Origin of the sequence: Maricaulis maris, assembly GCF_003634045.1 — a bacterium.
In the GTDB taxonomy this organism is placed as follows: domain Bacteria; phylum Pseudomonadota; class Alphaproteobacteria; order Caulobacterales; family Maricaulaceae; genus Maricaulis; species Maricaulis maris.
Map to the genome: position 1 here is coordinate 112,357 of NZ_RBIM01000006.1, position 15,473 is coordinate 127,829.

The following is a 15,473-nucleotide window of genomic DNA, read 5'->3' on the forward strand; positions in this document are numbered from 1 at the left end:
GGGTGTGCACCCGACGCCGAAAACTTGTGTCGCGGAAGTGGTATCCGATCACGAAGAGAGATAGAAGGCTGAACGCGCAGCACAAGCCGGCTTCATGATTCTCGTTCAGCGGTATTTCTTCAACCAGTTGCTTTGGCCGTTCCTGACGGCGGCAGCCGCCTTTGCCGGCCTGGCCCTGCTGACGCAGAGCCTGTCGAATGTCGACCTGGTGTCCGGCTATTCCGAGACCGCGCTAACCTTCGTCAAAGTGACGGCGCTGGCCCTGCCACACCTGACCGCCCTGCTGGTGCCGATCGCACTTTTTGTGGCGGTCCTGTCCAGCCTCAACCGGCTGACAAGCGACAGTGAACTGGTCATCGCCTCAGCGGCCGGCATGAGCCGGTTCGGACTGCTGTCCCCCGTCATGCGCCTTGGCGTTTATGTCCTGATCGCCAACCTGGCTGTAAATCTCCTCGTGCAACCGGTCGCCTATCGCGAAATGCGGCGCTCGCTCCACACCCTGCGCTCGGACGTCGCCGCCAGCCTGGTGACGCCGGGGGCGTTTTCGCAGCTCGGCCAGGGCGTCACCATCTATGCCCGCGAGCGCGACCGTGACGGCCGGATGCAGGACATCCTGATCCATGACAGTCGCGGCCAGGACGAAGCCTCGACCTATTCCGCCCGCGAAGGCGTCGTCGTGCGCGCCGGCGACCGCTCGGCCATGGTGCTGATCGACGGCAATCTGCAACAGATCGATTCGGCCGGCGAACTCTACTACGCCAATTTCGACCGCTATGAATTCGATCTCGGCGAGTTTGTCGGCCCGGCCGACGCCATGTTCTTCAAGGAATCCGACCGCTATCTGCACGAACTCCTGTGGCCGTCGGCCGCCGAGGTCGCCCGCACCGGCGGACCGGAACGCGCCTGGGCCGAAGCGCATTACCGGTTGTCGGGACCGCTCTACAATCTCGCCTTCGCGCTGATCGCCGCCGCCTGTTTCCTGGCCGGTGACCATTCCCGCATGGGATATGGCCGCCGGGTGATGATCGCTGTCAGCGCCGGCTTGGCGCTGCGGCTCGCGGGCTTCGCCATGCAGTCGGCCAGTGCCGATGATGCCGCGATGAATCTTGCCCAATACCTGGTCCCGGTCGGCGGCATGATCGGCGCGCTTGCGGTCATCTACTGGCCTGCCCGGGCCCGTCCACGCCGACCACAAACCAATGGGGCCAGCGCATGATCGGCGGTCGTCTCAATCGCTATATGGCCAGCCAGACAGCTGGCGGCCTGCTGCTCGCTTTCGCGACCATTGCCACCGTGATCATCCTGGTCGACTTCGTGGAGCAATCGCGCGCCGTCGGCACGCGGGTCGATGTGTCGACACTGGACCTGCTCAGCCTGACCTTGCTGCGGGCGCCGTCGCTGCTCGAAAGCACCCTGCCCTTCGTCTTCCTGTTTGGAACCCTGACATCGCTGTTCCGGCTGAACCGCTCGAGCGAGCTGATCGTGATGCGGGCCTCGGGCATGTCAGCCTGGCGCATCCTGACCGCGCCAATGGCGCTTGCGGTGCTGGTCGGCATTATCGGTGCCGCCGGCCTCAACCCGCTTGCCGCTGAACTCAACGCCCAGTTTGAAGCGCGGCGCGACAGCCTGATGAATGTCCGCCGCGTCGAAGGCACCGCCCAGCCGGTGTGGCTGCGCGAGACCAATATCGACGGCTTCACCGTGATCGCCGCCACGCAGCTGGAAGAACAGCGCCAGGAATTGCGCGATCCGATCTTCTTCCAGTTTGCCGCCGGCAGCGACGGCACACCGCGGCTGGAGCGCCGCATTGATGCCGAATCAGCGGAGTTGCATGCGGGCTATTGGCAGATAACCGGCGCCGTCGAGCGGACACCCACGCCGTCACGCCTTGATCTTGGTGAGATCACCATGCCGACATCGATCAATCGCCAGGCCCTGTTCGAACGCGCCCGCTCGGCCGAGGGTGTCGCCTTCTGGGACCTGCCGCGCCTGATCACCTCAGCCCGGGAAGCCGGGCTGGCAACCCAGCGCTATGAGCTGCGCCTGCATGCCCTGCTTGCCCTGCCATTGACCCTGCTGGCCTCAACCCTGATTGCCGCCGCCGCGACTTTGCGCCTGCACCGTCTGGGCGGGGCGGCGGCCTTTGCCATGGCCGGCGGCATCGCCGGTTTCGTGATGTTTTTCTTCCAGGAAATGCTGAGTTCGTTCGGCGTCTCGGGCGCCTTGCCGCCGGCAACGGCCGCCTGGTCGGCGCCGGCGCTGACAGCATTGCTGGCTTTGATCTACATTGCCTCGACCGAAGACGGTTGACGGCGTGGACGATGTCGTCGGCATCGGCTAGTCATGATATTCACCCGCCTGCGGGGGCCGGTAGACGAGAGGGAGTGACGCGCATGGCGTCGCAGTTTCGCCGCTTAGCGGCAGTGTTGCTGAGCACATCGGCGCTCGCCTTGACGGCACCGGCACTCGCGCAGGAAGCCCCGGCGGACGAGTCTCCGATCTATCTGGAAGCCGACCATGTCGAGGATATCGCCGGCGGCAACGGCTATATCGCCCGCGGCAATGTCCGGGTGCGTCAGGCGCCGCGGACCCTGCTCGCCGACGAGATCGAATATCATCCCGATGAAAACCGCGTGATTGCGCGCGGCAATGTCATCATTCTCGGCCAGGGCGCTTTCCCCCAATACGCCGATGAGGTGGAACTGGACAGCCAGCTCGCAGCCGGCGTCGCCATCGGCTTCGCCAGCATGCTCGAAAACAATGGACGCGTGGCGGCAGCCGCGGCCATTCGGCGCGAAAACGGCTCGATGCAGTTCGATGACGCCTATTACACGGCATGCGAGCTTTGCGAGGACGGCGACCACGCGCCGACATGGCGCCTGCGCGCCCGTGAAGTGGTTCAGGACGCTGAAGACCAGATGATCTACTACCGCGATGCGCGGCTGGAGATCGCGGGTTTGCCGGTGCTTTATGCGCCGGTTTTCGCCCACGCCGACCCCTCATCGGAACGGCGATCCGGCTTCCTGTTCCCGAAGGTCGGTGTGTCGTCACGCCTCGGCTTTGTCTACCAACAACCTTATTACTGGACGATCTCTCCATCCCAGGATGTTGTCATTGCGCCGCGCTTGATGACCAATGTAAATCCGTTGATCTATGGCGAATACCGCAAACGGTTCTGGTCGGGCTTCGTAGAGCTTGAAGGCAGCTATACCAATGAGTTCGAGATCGACAGCGATGGCGAACGCTTCGGCGAAAGCGACGATCGCTGGCATATTTTCGGCGGCGGCGAATGGGCGATAAACCCGGACTGGCGCTGGGGCTTTGGCGTGCAGCGCGCCTCGGACAACCTGCACCTGAGACGCTACGACTTCTCGGAAGCGGACAAGGACCGGGGCGCTCCGATCGCCGCCCAGAACCGGCAATTGGTAAGCCAACTCTACGTCGATGGGCGAACTCGGAATTCCTACGGCTCGCTCATTGCCGCAGAGTTCCAGACACTGCGAACAAATGCCGATGACGACGTGGTGCCGACCCTGGCCCCTGTCGCGGCCTACGAATACGTGTTCACGGCGCCGCGCGGCTTGGGGCGTGTCAGCACGAGCGTGGATGCAGCGGTTCTTCGGCGTGATTCCGGCGTTGATTATGACCGGGCGTCGGCCACGGTCGACTGGCGTGCTCGGTGGGTTGGAGGCCCCGGTGTGGTGGTCGAACCGTTCGCCCTGGCCCGTGCCGATCACTACAGTTTCGACAATCTTCCGGTGACAAACCCCGCCACCGATCCGGTATCGGATTCGGTCTCTCGGACTCTGGGCCTGGCCGGTACGGAGATCAGTTGGCCTTTCTATCGCGCCGGTGAGTCGGCGGACTGGATTGTCGAGCCGGTCGTGTCCTACGTGTATGCGTCGGACGATCCGGACGCCGACCGTATCGTCAACGAAGACAGTCTTTCAATCGACCTCGACGAAAGCCTTCTGTTCCAGCCGGTGCGCGCGCCGGGCTTCGACGTCTGGGAAGCAGGCCAGCGGGTCAGCTATGGATTGCGAACGACCGCCATGTGGGGCGAGGACGGTGTCGCGCGCCTCTTCGTCGGACAGAGCGAACGTCTTGATGGCGACGCCGTCTTCAACGCATCAAGCGGCCTGCTCGCCGACCAATCAGACTATGTTGTGGCCGGTTCAATCGAGCTCGGGGATTTCGATGCTGAAGTCTACACCCGGATCGCCCCGGAAACCCATGACACCAATCGCCTCGACGTCTCCATAAACTATAACGGCACACGCCTTTCCGGCGGGGTGCGCTATCTCGACATCAGCGACGCCAATGTAACACGCGGCGCTCAGCGCGAGCTTTCGGGTAGTTTTGAAGTCGCTATGACACGACACTTGAGCATGATCGGACTGGTTCAGCGCGATCTTGATCGCGAAATCACACGCCGTCAGGAGTTGGGCATCCGCTATGGCGATGACTGCTCACAGTTTGACATTGTCTACCAACGAGAAGACCTCGGAATTCAGGATCTCGGACCATCAGAGTCCATTCAATTCCGCATCACCCTGTTCACGCTAGGCAGCGTGAGCCCCGACTGATCCAACCCCGCGCGCTACAGTGTCCGGCGATTGCGCCGGGGACGAGTTTGAGTAATGTTCCGCGCCGAACCGATATGCGATTGCTGATGACCTGCGCCAAACGAATTGTCCTTTCCTTGCTTGCCTCCGTCGCGACGTTGTGTGCCGCCAGTGCACATGCGCAAACGACGGAAGGCGTGGCCGCCCTGGTCAATGACGAGCCGATCACCACGGTCGATGTGCGCAACCGCATGCGCCTGATCATCGCGTCGACCGGCATGTCCCAGATCGACGAGGGCACGCTGGTCCGGATTCAGGATCAGGCCCTGCGCGGCCTGATCGACGAACATCTTCAGCTGCAGGCCGCGTCCGAGTTCGACATCGAGGTGTCCGACCAGGAAATATCCAACTCACTGCTCGACCTCGCCGACCGCAATGGCACGACGATCGACGTGATCATTCAGGACCTGCAGAATTCCGGTGTCGATGTCTCCACCCTGCGGCATCAGCTGGAAGCCGAGATCGCCTGGCAGATCATCGTCAATGGTCGCTACGGCTCACGCGTACGTATTTCCGAGCAACAGATCGAACAGGCGCTCGAACGCCTTGCGGCCAGCGCCTCGCAGCCGCAATTCCGTATATTCGAGATGCTGTTCGAAGTGCCCAGCCCGGGTCAGGAACAACAGACGATCCAGCGCGTCATCGCGGTGATGAACCAGCTGCAGCAAGGCGCGACCTTCCCGGAGCTGGCCCGCCAGTTCTCCGACGCACCGTCGGCCGCCAGCGGCGGCGATATCGGCTGGATCACGGCCTCCCAGCTGCAGCCGGAAGTCGCTGCCATCATGCCGCAAATGCGCGGCCAGTATGAGCAACACGGCGGGCGCGGAGCGCTGTCCAACCCGATCGAAGTGCCCGGCGGTTTCATGGTGATCGCCCTTGTCGGGGCCCGTGACGGCACCACAACGCTGCAATACGATCTTGTGCAAGTCACCGTGCCGACGAGTGCCGTCACCGACGCCACGCGCGGCAATTTCGAGCGCGAACTGGCCGCCAATCCGACCTGTAGCCAGGCCGAAGCCATGGCCGGCCGGATCACGGGGTCCATCTACACCCCGCTCGGTTCGATTTCCGCGGATGCCGTCCTGCCGGCCATTCGCGATGCATTGGCGCCACTCGATGAAGGTCAGAATACCGGCATCATGCAATCAGCCGTTGGCCTGCAGGCCCTGATTGTCTGTGACCGCGCCATCGCCGGCCCCGGCGTGCCGACCCGCGACGATCTGGAAAGCCAGTTGCGCGGCCAGCAATTGTCCTTGCACTCGCGCCGTTGGCTGCGCGACCTGCGCCGCGACTCCACCGTCGAGATTCGCGACTGATGAGCCGCTTGTCACCCGTCGTCGTGTCGATGGGTGATCCGGCGGGCATCGGCCCCGAGATCATCCTCAAGGCTTGGGAGCGCTGGCGACGGCGCGACGAAACCCACCCCTTGGTCGCGCTCGGCGATCTGTCAGCCTTTGCACCAATCGCAACACAACTCGGCCTGCCACAACCCCGCGCCATCGCCACCACCGAGGCCGCGGCCACCGTCATGCCTGATGCCCTTCCCGTACTTGATGTCGGTGTCTGCCTGCACGCGCCGGTGCAAGCCGGCGCCGCCGATCCGGCTCATGCGGCCTGCATCAAGGCGGCGATCGAGACAGGAGTCCGCCTTTGCCTGGATAAACGGGCGTGCGCACTCGTCACCGCACCGATCGCCAAGACCGTGATGTATGAGGCGGGCTTCAGCTTCCCCGGCCATACCGAATTCCTTGCCGAGCTGTGTGCCGACCAACCGTTCGAGGGTCCCCGCGGGCCGGCGATGATGCTCGCCGGCGGCGGGCTGCGCGTGGTGCTGGTGACCATTCACGAAGCCCTGTCACGCGCGATCGGCCTGATCACACCAGAACGCGTCGAAGCCATCGCCCGCCTGACCGATGCCGCCCTTCGGCGCGATTTTGCCATTGCCGCGCCGCGCCTTGCGCTTGCCGGCTTGAACCCGCATGCGGGCGAAGGCGGTGCCCTTGGCGACGAGGAGATTCGTCTGCTCAACCCGGTCGCGGCCAAGCTGCGCGCTGAAGGCTTTGACATCACCGATGCCCTGCCGCCGGACACGATGTTCCATGCCGAAGCGCGCGCCGGTTATGATGCCGCCATCTGTCTCTATCATGACCAGGGACTCATCCCGGTGAAAACGCTGGATTTCCATGGCGGCGTCAACATCACGCTCGGCCTTCCCATCGTCCGCACCTCGCCCGATCACGGCACCGCATTCGCCATTGCCGGCCAAGGCATTGCCCGTCCCGACAGCCTGCTCGCGGCACTCGACCAAGCTGTGCAGATTGCCGGGTGCCGGGCATGAATCTCGACGACCTCCCTCCCCTGCGAGACGTTATTGCCAGCCATGATCTCGGCGCGAAGAAATCCTTCGGGCAACATTTCCTGCTCGATCTCAACCTGACCGCCAAGATTGCCCGCCTCGCCGGGGACATGAGCCAGGACCAGGCAATCGAGGTCGGTCCGGGTCCCGGCGGGCTGACCCGTGCGATCCTGGCCGAGGGCGCCGCCTCGCTGCTGGCGGTGGAGATGGATGCGCGTTTTCTCGGCGCACTGGGCGAGATCAACACGGCATCGGGCGGGCGGTTGACCATCAAGCGGGCCGACGCCCTGGACGTCGATGAAACGACGCTGCTGGCCGGGCCGGGCGACAAGGTCATCCTGTCCAATCTGCCCTATAATGTCGGCACGCAGTTACTGATCAAATGGCTGCAGGCCGAACCGATCTGGTGGCGGCGCGCCGTCTTGATGTTCCAGCGGGAAGTGGCCGACCGGGTGGTGGCACAGCCGGGCGACAAGGCCTATGGCCGGCTCGCCGTCATTGCCCAGTCGCGCTGTGAGGCCCGGCTGGCGCTGAAAATACCCGCCCGCGCCTTCACCCCGCCGCCCAAGGTAGAATCAGCCGTCGTGGTGCTCGACCCGCTGCCGGAAGCGCAGCAATTCAAGGACGTGACCGCCCTGGAGCGGATCACCGCGTCGGCCTTTGGCCAGCGCCGCAAGACGCTGCGCCGGAGCCTGGCGCAAGCGGCCGGACAGGCCGGCACCAGTGCCGACATCTTGCTGGACGCTGCCGGCCTGGATGCCGGTGCACGCGCTGAAGTCATTGATATCGCCGGCTTCCAAACACTGGCACGTGCCTGGCGCAGAGCCTATGAGGCGAGCCGCGCCTGACGGCGCCCGGCCCTATTGATCCATGATCGCGTCGACGAATTCTTCCAGCCAGGGATGGCGCAGACGCTTGAGGCGTTCGGCGTGCAGGATCTCGTTGAGCTTTTCCAATGCCCGCGCGAAGTCGTCATTGACGATCACATAGTCGTATTCATGCCAGTGCGAGATCTCGTCCTTGGCGCGCGCCATGCGGTCCTTGATGATCTCAGGCGCGTCTTGCCCGCGCTTGCGAAGCCGGTCTTCCAGCAAGGCGAGCGAGGGGGGCAGTATGAAGACCCGCACAGCATCATCCGGTGCCGCTGCAGCCAATGCCTGGGCGCCCTGCCAATCAATGTCGAAAACCACGTCGCGGCCGTCCTCGACCGCTTCCATCACGGGCGCTTTCGGCGTGCCATAATAGCGGCCAAAGACTTCCGCCCACTCAAAGAAGGCATCGTCCTCGATCATTTTCTTGAAGTCTTCGGCCGAGATGAAGTGGTAATCCTGCCCGTCAACCTCGCCCGGTCGCGGCTCGCGCGTGGTCGCGGAGACTGACAGCACGACGTCAGGATTCTGGCTCAGCAGACGCTTGGACAGTGTCGTCTTGCCGGCGCCGGAAGGGCTGGACAGGGCAAGCAGAACGCCGCGGCGGCGGCCACGAAAGATCGGCGCTGGGAAGCCATCACTCGACATTCTGTATTTGCTCCCTGAACTGATCGACCGTGTTCTTGAGCGAAAGCCCGATCGCGGTCAGCGAAGAATCGGAGGACTTCGAGCATAATGTGTTCGCCTCGCGATTAAACTCTTGTGACAGGAAATCCAGTTTCCGACCCACCGGCGAGCCCTGGGCGAGCAGTTCGCGGGCCGCGTCGATATGAGCGTGCAGGCGGTCGAGCTCTTCGCGTACGTCCATTTTCACGGCCAGCATCGCGGCCTCGGTCGCCAGTCGGTCCTCGGGCAGCCCCTCGGGCAGAAGCTCTGCAAATTTGGTGGCCAGGCGATCACGGATCGCATCACTGCGGGTGGCAGCGTGATCGGCGGCCTCGCCGGTCAGGCGGGCAATATCCGCAATATGGGCCGCGAGAATATCGGCCAGCGCCCGTCCCTCATCGCGACGTGCCGCCTGCAGACCGTCCAGCGCATCGCCGAGGGAGGCCAGCAGGGCGTTGTCCAGCTCCGCGCTGTTGTCAGGGCCGTCCGCCTGGTCACTGTCGATCATGCCTGGCAGGGCCAACAGCCCATCCAGCGTCGGACGGGCCACCTCACCGCTTTCCAGCAAGGGGGCGGCCTGGTCGAGCAGACCCCGCACCCGCGCCAGGTCGATGCGCGCGCCGCCGGCTTCGGTTTCCCGACGCAGGTTCAGCGTCGCGTTGACATTGCCGCGGGAAAAACGGGCCTTGGCCAGGTCTCGGGCCTTGGTCTCGAGACGTTCGAACCCGGTCGGCAGGCGAAAACGTGCCTCCAGCCCCTTGCCATTGACGCTGCGCGCCTCCCAGGTCCAGTTCCAGCCGTCGGCTTGGCCATCAACCCGGGCGAAACCGGTCATGCCGGACAACACGCCCATCTCAATTGCCTCCATTGCGACGCTGGCGCTCGATACGGCGCCAGTTGGCGACATTGCGCTGATGCTCGGCATAGGTGTCGGCAAAGGCGTGCCCGCCCGATCCGTCGGCGACGAAAAAGAGCGCGGTGCTCTCGGCCGGATTGAGAACAGCCGAAATGGCCTCGGCGCCCGGATTGGCGATCGGCGTCGGTGGCAGGCGCGGGATCTGATACGTGTTCCAGGCATTGTCCGCATTGTCGATCTCGGACCGGCGCAGACCGCGTCCCAGGGGCCGCCCCTGGCTGATGCCGTAAATGATGGTCGGGTCACTCTCCAGCCGCATGCCGCGGCGCAGGCGATTGACAAACACCGCCGCGACCTCGGGACGCTCGGCTCCGACGCCGGTCTCCTTCTCGACGACGGAAGCAAGGATGATGGCCTCCTCACGGGTCTCGAAGGGCAGGTTCGCGGCACGCCCCTCCCACAACCGGTCGAGCAGCTCCGTCTGGGCGGCGGCCATGCGATCCAGTATGTCCTGGCGCGTTGTGCCGCGGGTGAAGAGATAGGTCTCCGGCAGCAGCGTACCTTCGGCCGGTATCTCGGCAATGTCACCCGTCAGGACATCGACCGCCTCCAACGTCTCCACGATCATGGCGCTGGTCAGCCCCTCGGCGAAGGTGACCGGATATTGCACCGTCTGGCCGACGCGCAACTGCTCATATATCTGGGCCATCGAGGCGCCGGCGGGGATGCGGTACTCGCCGGCCCGCAAGACGCCTTCGCCGCCATCCAAAGTCACCGCAGCCCGAAAGACGCGGCGGTCGGAGATCAGGCCCTCGGTCTCGAGGCGGCTGGCGATAGCGATCAGGCCGTCACCGCGCGGCAAAAGGATAATGGTTTCCTCCGACGATGGGCCGGGAGCGGCGAATTCCGCCTGCATCCACTTGTATCCACCATAGACCGCACCCGCCGCCGCCAGGGCGAGCACGAACACGGCAACAACAAACCAGAGAAAAAAGCGGACCAGGCCGGATTTGGCCTTGGGCGCAGGCGCGTCACTCATGTCTTGGTCCCCGAAAACGCGTTACTCGGCCGCGACAAATACCACGGACGCATTGGTGCCGCCGAATCCGAAAGAGTTCGACAGGACAGCCCGGACCGGCCGCTTGACGGCAGTACGCGGGGCCAGATTGATCGCGGTCTCGACGGACGGGTTGTCGAGATTGAGCGTCGGCGGGCAAATGCCATCGCGCATCGCCAGAATGGAAAAGATCGCCTCGACGGCTCCGGCCGCGCCCAGCAAGTGGCCGATGGCGGATTTTGTCGATGACATCACGACATCACCGGCGGCATCGCCAAACAGGCGCTCGACGGCGCGCAACTCGATCTCGTCACCCTTGGGCGTCGAAGTCCCGTGGGCGTTGACATAATCGATATCTGCCGGCGTCAGGCCGGCATCCCGAAGCGCGGCCGACATGGAGCGGAAACCGCCATCGCCATCCTCGGCCGGTGCGGTGATATGATAGGCATCGCCGGACAGGCCATAGCCCTTCACCTCGGCATAGATGGTCGCGCCGCGCGCCTTGGCGTGTTCGTATTCTTCCAGCACGACGACACCGGCACCTTCACCCATGACGAACCCGTCACGGTCCTTGTCATAGGGGCGCGAGGCGCGTTCCGGCGTGTCGTTGAAACCTGTGGACAACGCCTTGCAGGCGATAAAGGACGCCACGCCGAGACGGCAGACCGTCGCTTCCGCGCCGCCGGCGACCATCACGTCGGCATCACCGCGCTCAACCAGACGGGCCGCATCGCCGATGGCATGGGCACCGGTGGAACAGGCCGTGACCACAGCATGATTGGGGCCCTTCAGGCCGTGCTTGATCGAAACCTGGCCAGAGACGAGGTTGATCAGCATGCCGGGAATAACAAAGGGAGAGAGGCGGCGCGGCCCCTTCTCGTGCAGCAGGATCGAGGCGTCATAGGTGGTCTCCAGACCGCCAATGCCCGATCCGATCATCACGCCGGCCCGATGCTTGTCCTCTTCGGACTGCGGGACCCAGCCAGAATCGGCGATAGCCTCGTCGGCCGCGGCGATCCCGTACAGGATGAAATCATCCACCCGGCGTTGGTCTCGCGGCGACATGACGGTGTCGGGGTCAAACACCCCGGCCTCGCTTGTCCGCCCGCCGCCACGTCCGTCCTTGCGCGGAACCAGGCCCGCCACACGGCAAGCCAGATCCTCCGTCTCGAAATGCTCGATCAGACCCACTCCGGACTGACCGGCGAGAAGACGTTCCCAAACGACTTCCCGCCCGCAGCCCAGCGGCGTTACGAGCCCGATACCGGTGACGACAACGCGGCGCATGAGGGGGTGTTAGCCCACCTTCTCGGAGATGAACTTCACGGCATCACCGACCGTCTGGATGTGCTCGGCAGCGTCATCCGGAATTTCGATATCGAATTCTTCTTCGAACGCCATAACGAGTTCGACATTATCCAGGGAGTCGGCGCCCAGATCGTCGATGAAGCTGGCTTTGTCGGTGACCTTTTCGGCCTCGACATCAAGATGCTCAATGACAATTTTGGTAACGCGCTCGAGAACGTCAGACATTTCAGACCCTCATAGTGATTCACCGCGCCAATATAGCGGTGCAGGACAGGACGGGAAGCGGCGAAACAGTGGGCCATTCCCGGGATGCGCGGGCAGTTAGCATGTTTCCCCCGGCAAGACCAGAATGGGAAACCACGCCCGCAGGTTCAAGTTCTACAGTTAAATCATCGCCATGCCGCCATTCACATGCAGCGTCTGCCCGGTGACATAACCGGCTTCTGCGCTGGCGAGATAGACGACAGCATTGGCGATATCATCGCCCGAGCCAAGATCGCCGGCCGGAATCTTGGCCAGGATGGTCGAGCGTTGATCCTCATTGAGCACATCGGTCATCGGCGAGGCGATGAAACCGGGTGCCACACAATTCACGGTGACGCCGCGGGCGGCGACTTCCTGGGCCAGCGATTTGGAGAAGCCGATCATGCCAGCCTTCGAGGCACAGTAATTGGTCTGGCCCGGATTGCCGGTGACGCCGACCACCGATGTGATGCCGACGATCCGGCCCCACCGTGCCTTCATCATGCCACGCAAGGCGGCACGGGTCAGACGGAAATAGCTTTCCAGATTGACGCGAAGCACCGTGTCCCAGTCTTCGTCCTTCATCCGCATCAGGAGCTGGTCCTTGGTGATGCCGGCATTGGCGACCAGGATATCCAGTGAGCCCATGGCCTCGGCCGCCTGCTTCGGCAGCGCGTCGACGGCAGCGGCGTCGGACAGGTTGCAGGGCAGGACATGGGCGCGCTCGCCCAGATCATCGGCGAGTTCCTGCAGCACGTTTTCACGCGTACCGGACAGGGCCACCGTGGCGCCCTGGGCGTGCAGTTTGCGGGCAATTGCATTGCCCAGCCCGCCGGTCGCTCCGGTCACGAGGGCATTCTTGCCGGTAAGATCGAACATGGGACTACTCCTTCAGCGAGGCAGCAAAGGCTTCCAGATCGGACGCCGAGTTGAGCGGAACGCCAGTGGCGTCCTTGGTCGTGCGCTTGAGCATGGTCGAGAGCACCTTGCCCGAACCGGCTTCGGCGAGCGTGGTGATGCCGGCCTCCTCGACCATCCACAACACGCTTTCGCGCCAGCGGACCCGGCCGGTGACCTGTTCGACCAGCTGTTTGCGGATTGTTTCAACATCCGACGTCGGGCGTGCGGTGACGTTGGCGACAACCGGCACGGTCGGCGCTTGGATGGTCGCGGTGCCAAGCGCTTCGGCCATGGCGTCGGCGGCAGCCTGCATCATCGGGCAATGGAAGGGCGCCGAGACCGGCAGTTTCATTGCTTTCTTCAGACCCAGCTCGCCGGCCTTGGCGATGGCCGCGTCGATGGCGGCGGTGGAGCCGGAGATCACGATCTGGCCGGGCGCATTGTCATTGGCAATCGCGCACACGCCGGCGGTGGCACCGGCAGCAACAGCGGCGGCAGCGAGTTCCTCATCGGCGCCCAGAAGCGCCGCCATGGTGCCCTCACCGACCGGAACCGCCTTCTGCATGGCGAGGCCGCGCAGCTTGAGCAGTTTGGCGGCATCAGAGATCGACAGCGCGCCGGCAGCCGCCAGGGCCGAATACTCACCAAGACTGTGACCGGCGACGAAGTCCGCCACGTTGACCTTTACGTCAAACTCGGCGTCGAGCACGGCCATCACCGCCAGGCTGGCCGCCATCAGGGCCGGCTGGGCATTCTCGGTCAGGGTCAGGGTTTCGATCGGGCCCTCGGCCATCAGGCCGCTGAGATCCTGGCCCAGCGCCGCATCGACCTCGTCAAGCACAGCCCGGGCCGAGGCAAACTGTCCGGCCAGTTCCTGCGCCATGCCGACGACCTGGCTACCTTGCCCCGGAAAGACAAAGGCGAGTTTCATGGCGATCCCTCCCCCATGAAGATTTGAGTTGGCCGCTGACTAGCCCTTCCCGAGGGGCGCGCGCAAGAGGCGATGCGGCTTGCACATGCAGGCCGTATGGGCTATGGCCCGCGCTTCGCTTGGTTGCGGTCTCCCGTTCATGGCGTTGAAGCATGGTGTTTCAACCGAATTGGAGAGCCGCCGCAGACCTGCCCGACCCTTCGGCATGGTGTGCGCCGCAACCGTTATCGAAGGGAGCCTTCATGGCACTTTACGAGCACATCTTCATCGTGCGTCCGGACGTTTCGCCGGCGCAGATGGAATCTCTTCTCGAAGAGACCAAAGCCCTGATCGAAGAAAAGGGCGGCAAGACCGGCAAGACCGAATACTGGGGTCTGCGCAATCTTGCTTACCGCATCAACAAGTCACGCAAGGGCCATTACGGCCTCATCGACATCGACGCTGAAGCCGCCGTGATCGACGAGCTCGAGCGCCTGCAGCGTCTGTCGGAAGACGTCATCCGTTACATGACCCTGCGCGTTGAAGCCCACACCGAAGAGCCGTCGGCCATCCTCACCAAAAAGGATGATCGCCGCGGTCGTCGCGAGCGGAACTAGGAGAACGAACGATGTCTTCAGGCAATATTTCGAACCTGCCGGCGCGCCGTCCGTTCATGCGTCGTCGCAAGGTCTGTCCGTTCTCCGGTGAAAATGCACCGGCGATCGACTTCAAGGACCCCAAGCTCCTGCTTCGCTACATGTCCGAGCGTGGCAAGATCGTCCCGTCCCGCATCACGGCAGTTTCGGCCAAGAAGCAACGTGAACTGGCTCGCGCCATCAAGCGTGCGCGTCAGCTGGCCCTGCTTCCGTATGTGGTTGATTAAGGAGAACTGACATGAAACTGGTTCTCTTGGAACGCGTTGAAAATCTCGGCGTCATTGGTGACGTCGTTTCCGTGCGCCCCGGCTTCGCCCGCAACTTCCTTCTGCCGCAAGGCAAGGCATTGCGCGCAACCGAAGCCAACATGGCGCGCTTTGAAGTCGAGCGCGAGCTCCTCGAAAAGCGCAATGCCGAACGGGCTGCGGAAGCTGCTGAAGCCGGCAAGACGATTGATGGCGAGAAATTCGTCATGATCCGCCAGGCCGGCGAAAGCGGTCAGCTCTACGGTTCTGTCACCTCGCGTGACATTGCCGAGATCGTGTCTGAAAGCGGCACCAAGGTCGTCCGTTCGCAGGTCGCCCTGAATGCGCCGATCAAGACGCTGGGTCTGCACGAGCTGAAGATCAAGCTGCACGCCGATGTTTCCGTGACCGTGACGATCAATATCGCACGCTCGCAGGACGAGGCTGAACGCCAGGAAGCTGGCGAAGACGTGATCGCGGCCCAGGCCGATGAAGATCGCGCCATCGCTGAAGCCCAGGCGGCCGAACTCTTCGAAGCCAGCGAGGAAGGCCAGGAATTGGCTGCCCAGCGCGACGCCAACGAAGACGCCGGTGCCGGCGAAGAGGAAAGCGAAGAGACGGAAGCCTAAGCTTCCGCCACTTCATGGCTTTTGCGGAAACGGGCCGGTCACCAGACCGGCCCGTTTTCTTTTGCGACCAAGTCGTCGACTTATCCACACCTGTCCACAGGCCTGGTAAAGAGCTGTGGGCAATCCCAGCCGACACCGTCTCAGGGGGTGTAT

Annotated in this window: 16 protein-coding genes; 9 read left to right on the plus strand and 7 right to left on the minus strand. The window is 63.6% G+C overall.

What is annotated here, in order from left to right; genetic code table 11:
• Positions 1–94: 94 nt before the first annotated feature.
• From C7435_RS13100 to rsmA, 6 genes are all read left to right on the plus strand, one after another.
• Positions 95–1,216, plus strand: a complete 1,122-nt coding sequence (locus tag C7435_RS13100) for an LptF/LptG family permease (RefSeq protein ID WP_121212043.1) — start codon at positions 95–97, stop codon at positions 1,214–1,216.
• A complete protein-coding gene (locus C7435_RS13105) occupies positions 1,213–2,310 on the plus strand; it encodes an LptF/LptG family permease (RefSeq protein ID WP_121212044.1) in 1,098 nt (365 codons plus the stop codon). Before C7435_RS13100 ends, C7435_RS13105 begins: the two co-directional genes overlap by 4 nt.
• A gap of 83 nt (positions 2,311–2,393) precedes the next feature.
• On the plus strand, positions 2,394–4,586 hold the full coding sequence (locus tag C7435_RS13110; protein ID WP_170150476.1) for an LPS-assembly protein LptD: 2,193 nt from the start codon (positions 2,394–2,396) through the stop codon (positions 4,584–4,586).
• A gap of 47 nt (positions 4,587–4,633) precedes the next feature.
• The gene (locus C7435_RS13115) at positions 4,634–5,941 is read left to right on the plus strand and encodes a peptidylprolyl isomerase (RefSeq protein WP_075189656.1); all 1,308 of its coding nucleotides are present in this window, start codon (positions 4,634–4,636) and stop codon (positions 5,939–5,941) included.
• The gene (gene pdxA, locus C7435_RS13120; RefSeq protein WP_407658366.1) at positions 5,938–6,963 is read left to right on the plus strand and encodes a 4-hydroxythreonine-4-phosphate dehydrogenase PdxA; all 1,026 of its coding nucleotides are present in this window, start codon (positions 5,938–5,940) and stop codon (positions 6,961–6,963) included. Before C7435_RS13115 ends, pdxA begins: the two co-directional genes overlap by 4 nt.
• Positions 6,960–7,829: a 16S rRNA (adenine(1518)-N(6)/adenine(1519)-N(6))-dimethyltransferase RsmA gene (rsmA, locus tag C7435_RS13125; protein WP_121212047.1), complete on the plus strand. Its 870-nt coding sequence runs from the start codon at positions 6,960–6,962 to the stop codon at positions 7,827–7,829. The genes pdxA and rsmA overlap by 4 nt, the downstream gene beginning before the upstream one ends.
• A 12-nt stretch (positions 7,830–7,841) precedes the next feature.
• Here rsmA and gmk read toward each other — a convergent pair whose 3' ends face one another.
• The 7 genes from gmk to fabD form a co-directional block, all read right to left on the minus strand.
• On the minus strand, positions 7,842–8,498 hold the full coding sequence (gene gmk / locus C7435_RS13130) for a guanylate kinase (RefSeq protein ID WP_121212048.1): 657 nt from the start codon (positions 8,496–8,498) through the stop codon (positions 7,842–7,844).
• On the minus strand, positions 8,488–9,369 hold the full coding sequence (locus tag C7435_RS13135; RefSeq protein ID WP_121212049.1) for a YicC/YloC family endoribonuclease: 882 nt from the start codon (positions 9,367–9,369) through the stop codon (positions 8,488–8,490). The genes gmk and C7435_RS13135 overlap by 11 nt, the downstream gene beginning before the upstream one ends.
• A gap of 1 nt (position 9,370) precedes the next feature.
• The gene (gene mltG, locus C7435_RS13140) at positions 9,371–10,411 is read right to left on the minus strand and encodes an endolytic transglycosylase MltG (RefSeq protein WP_121212050.1); all 1,041 of its coding nucleotides are present in this window, start codon (positions 10,409–10,411) and stop codon (positions 9,371–9,373) included.
• Between the two features lie 21 nt (positions 10,412–10,432).
• Complete coding sequence (gene fabF, locus C7435_RS13145) at positions 10,433–11,716, minus strand: beta-ketoacyl-ACP synthase II (RefSeq protein ID WP_121212051.1); 1,284 nt, start codon at positions 11,714–11,716, stop codon at positions 10,433–10,435.
• Positions 11,717–11,725: 9 nt separating this feature from the next.
• Positions 11,726–11,962: an acyl carrier protein gene (locus tag C7435_RS13150; RefSeq protein WP_121212052.1), complete on the minus strand. Its 237-nt coding sequence runs from the start codon at positions 11,960–11,962 to the stop codon at positions 11,726–11,728.
• A gap of 159 nt (positions 11,963–12,121) precedes the next feature.
• A complete protein-coding gene (gene fabG, locus C7435_RS13155) occupies positions 12,122–12,859 on the minus strand; it encodes a 3-oxoacyl-[acyl-carrier-protein] reductase (protein ID WP_075189648.1) in 738 nt (245 codons plus the stop codon).
• Between the two features lie 4 nt (positions 12,860–12,863).
• Positions 12,864–13,811: an ACP S-malonyltransferase gene (gene fabD, locus C7435_RS13160; RefSeq protein WP_121212053.1), complete on the minus strand. Its 948-nt coding sequence runs from the start codon at positions 13,809–13,811 to the stop codon at positions 12,864–12,866.
• A gap of 242 nt (positions 13,812–14,053) precedes the next feature.
• On the opposite strand from fabD, the gene rpsF reads away from it, so the two are divergent.
• Genes rpsF through rplI form a run of 3 tightly spaced genes read left to right on the plus strand, consistent with a single transcriptional unit; the run spans position 14,054 to position 15,320 of the window.
• The gene (rpsF, locus tag C7435_RS13165; RefSeq protein ID WP_075189646.1) at positions 14,054–14,407 is read left to right on the plus strand and encodes a 30S ribosomal protein S6; all 354 of its coding nucleotides are present in this window, start codon (positions 14,054–14,056) and stop codon (positions 14,405–14,407) included.
• Positions 14,408–14,418: 11 nt separating this feature from the next.
• Positions 14,419–14,673, plus strand: a complete 255-nt coding sequence (gene rpsR, locus C7435_RS13170) for a 30S ribosomal protein S18 (protein ID WP_011643151.1) — start codon at positions 14,419–14,421, stop codon at positions 14,671–14,673.
• Between the two features lie 11 nt (positions 14,674–14,684).
• Positions 14,685–15,320, plus strand: coding sequence for a 50S ribosomal protein L9 (rplI, locus tag C7435_RS13175; protein WP_121212054.1), 636 nt, complete (start codon positions 14,685–14,687; stop codon positions 15,318–15,320).
• Positions 15,321–15,473: the final 153 nt, after the last annotated feature.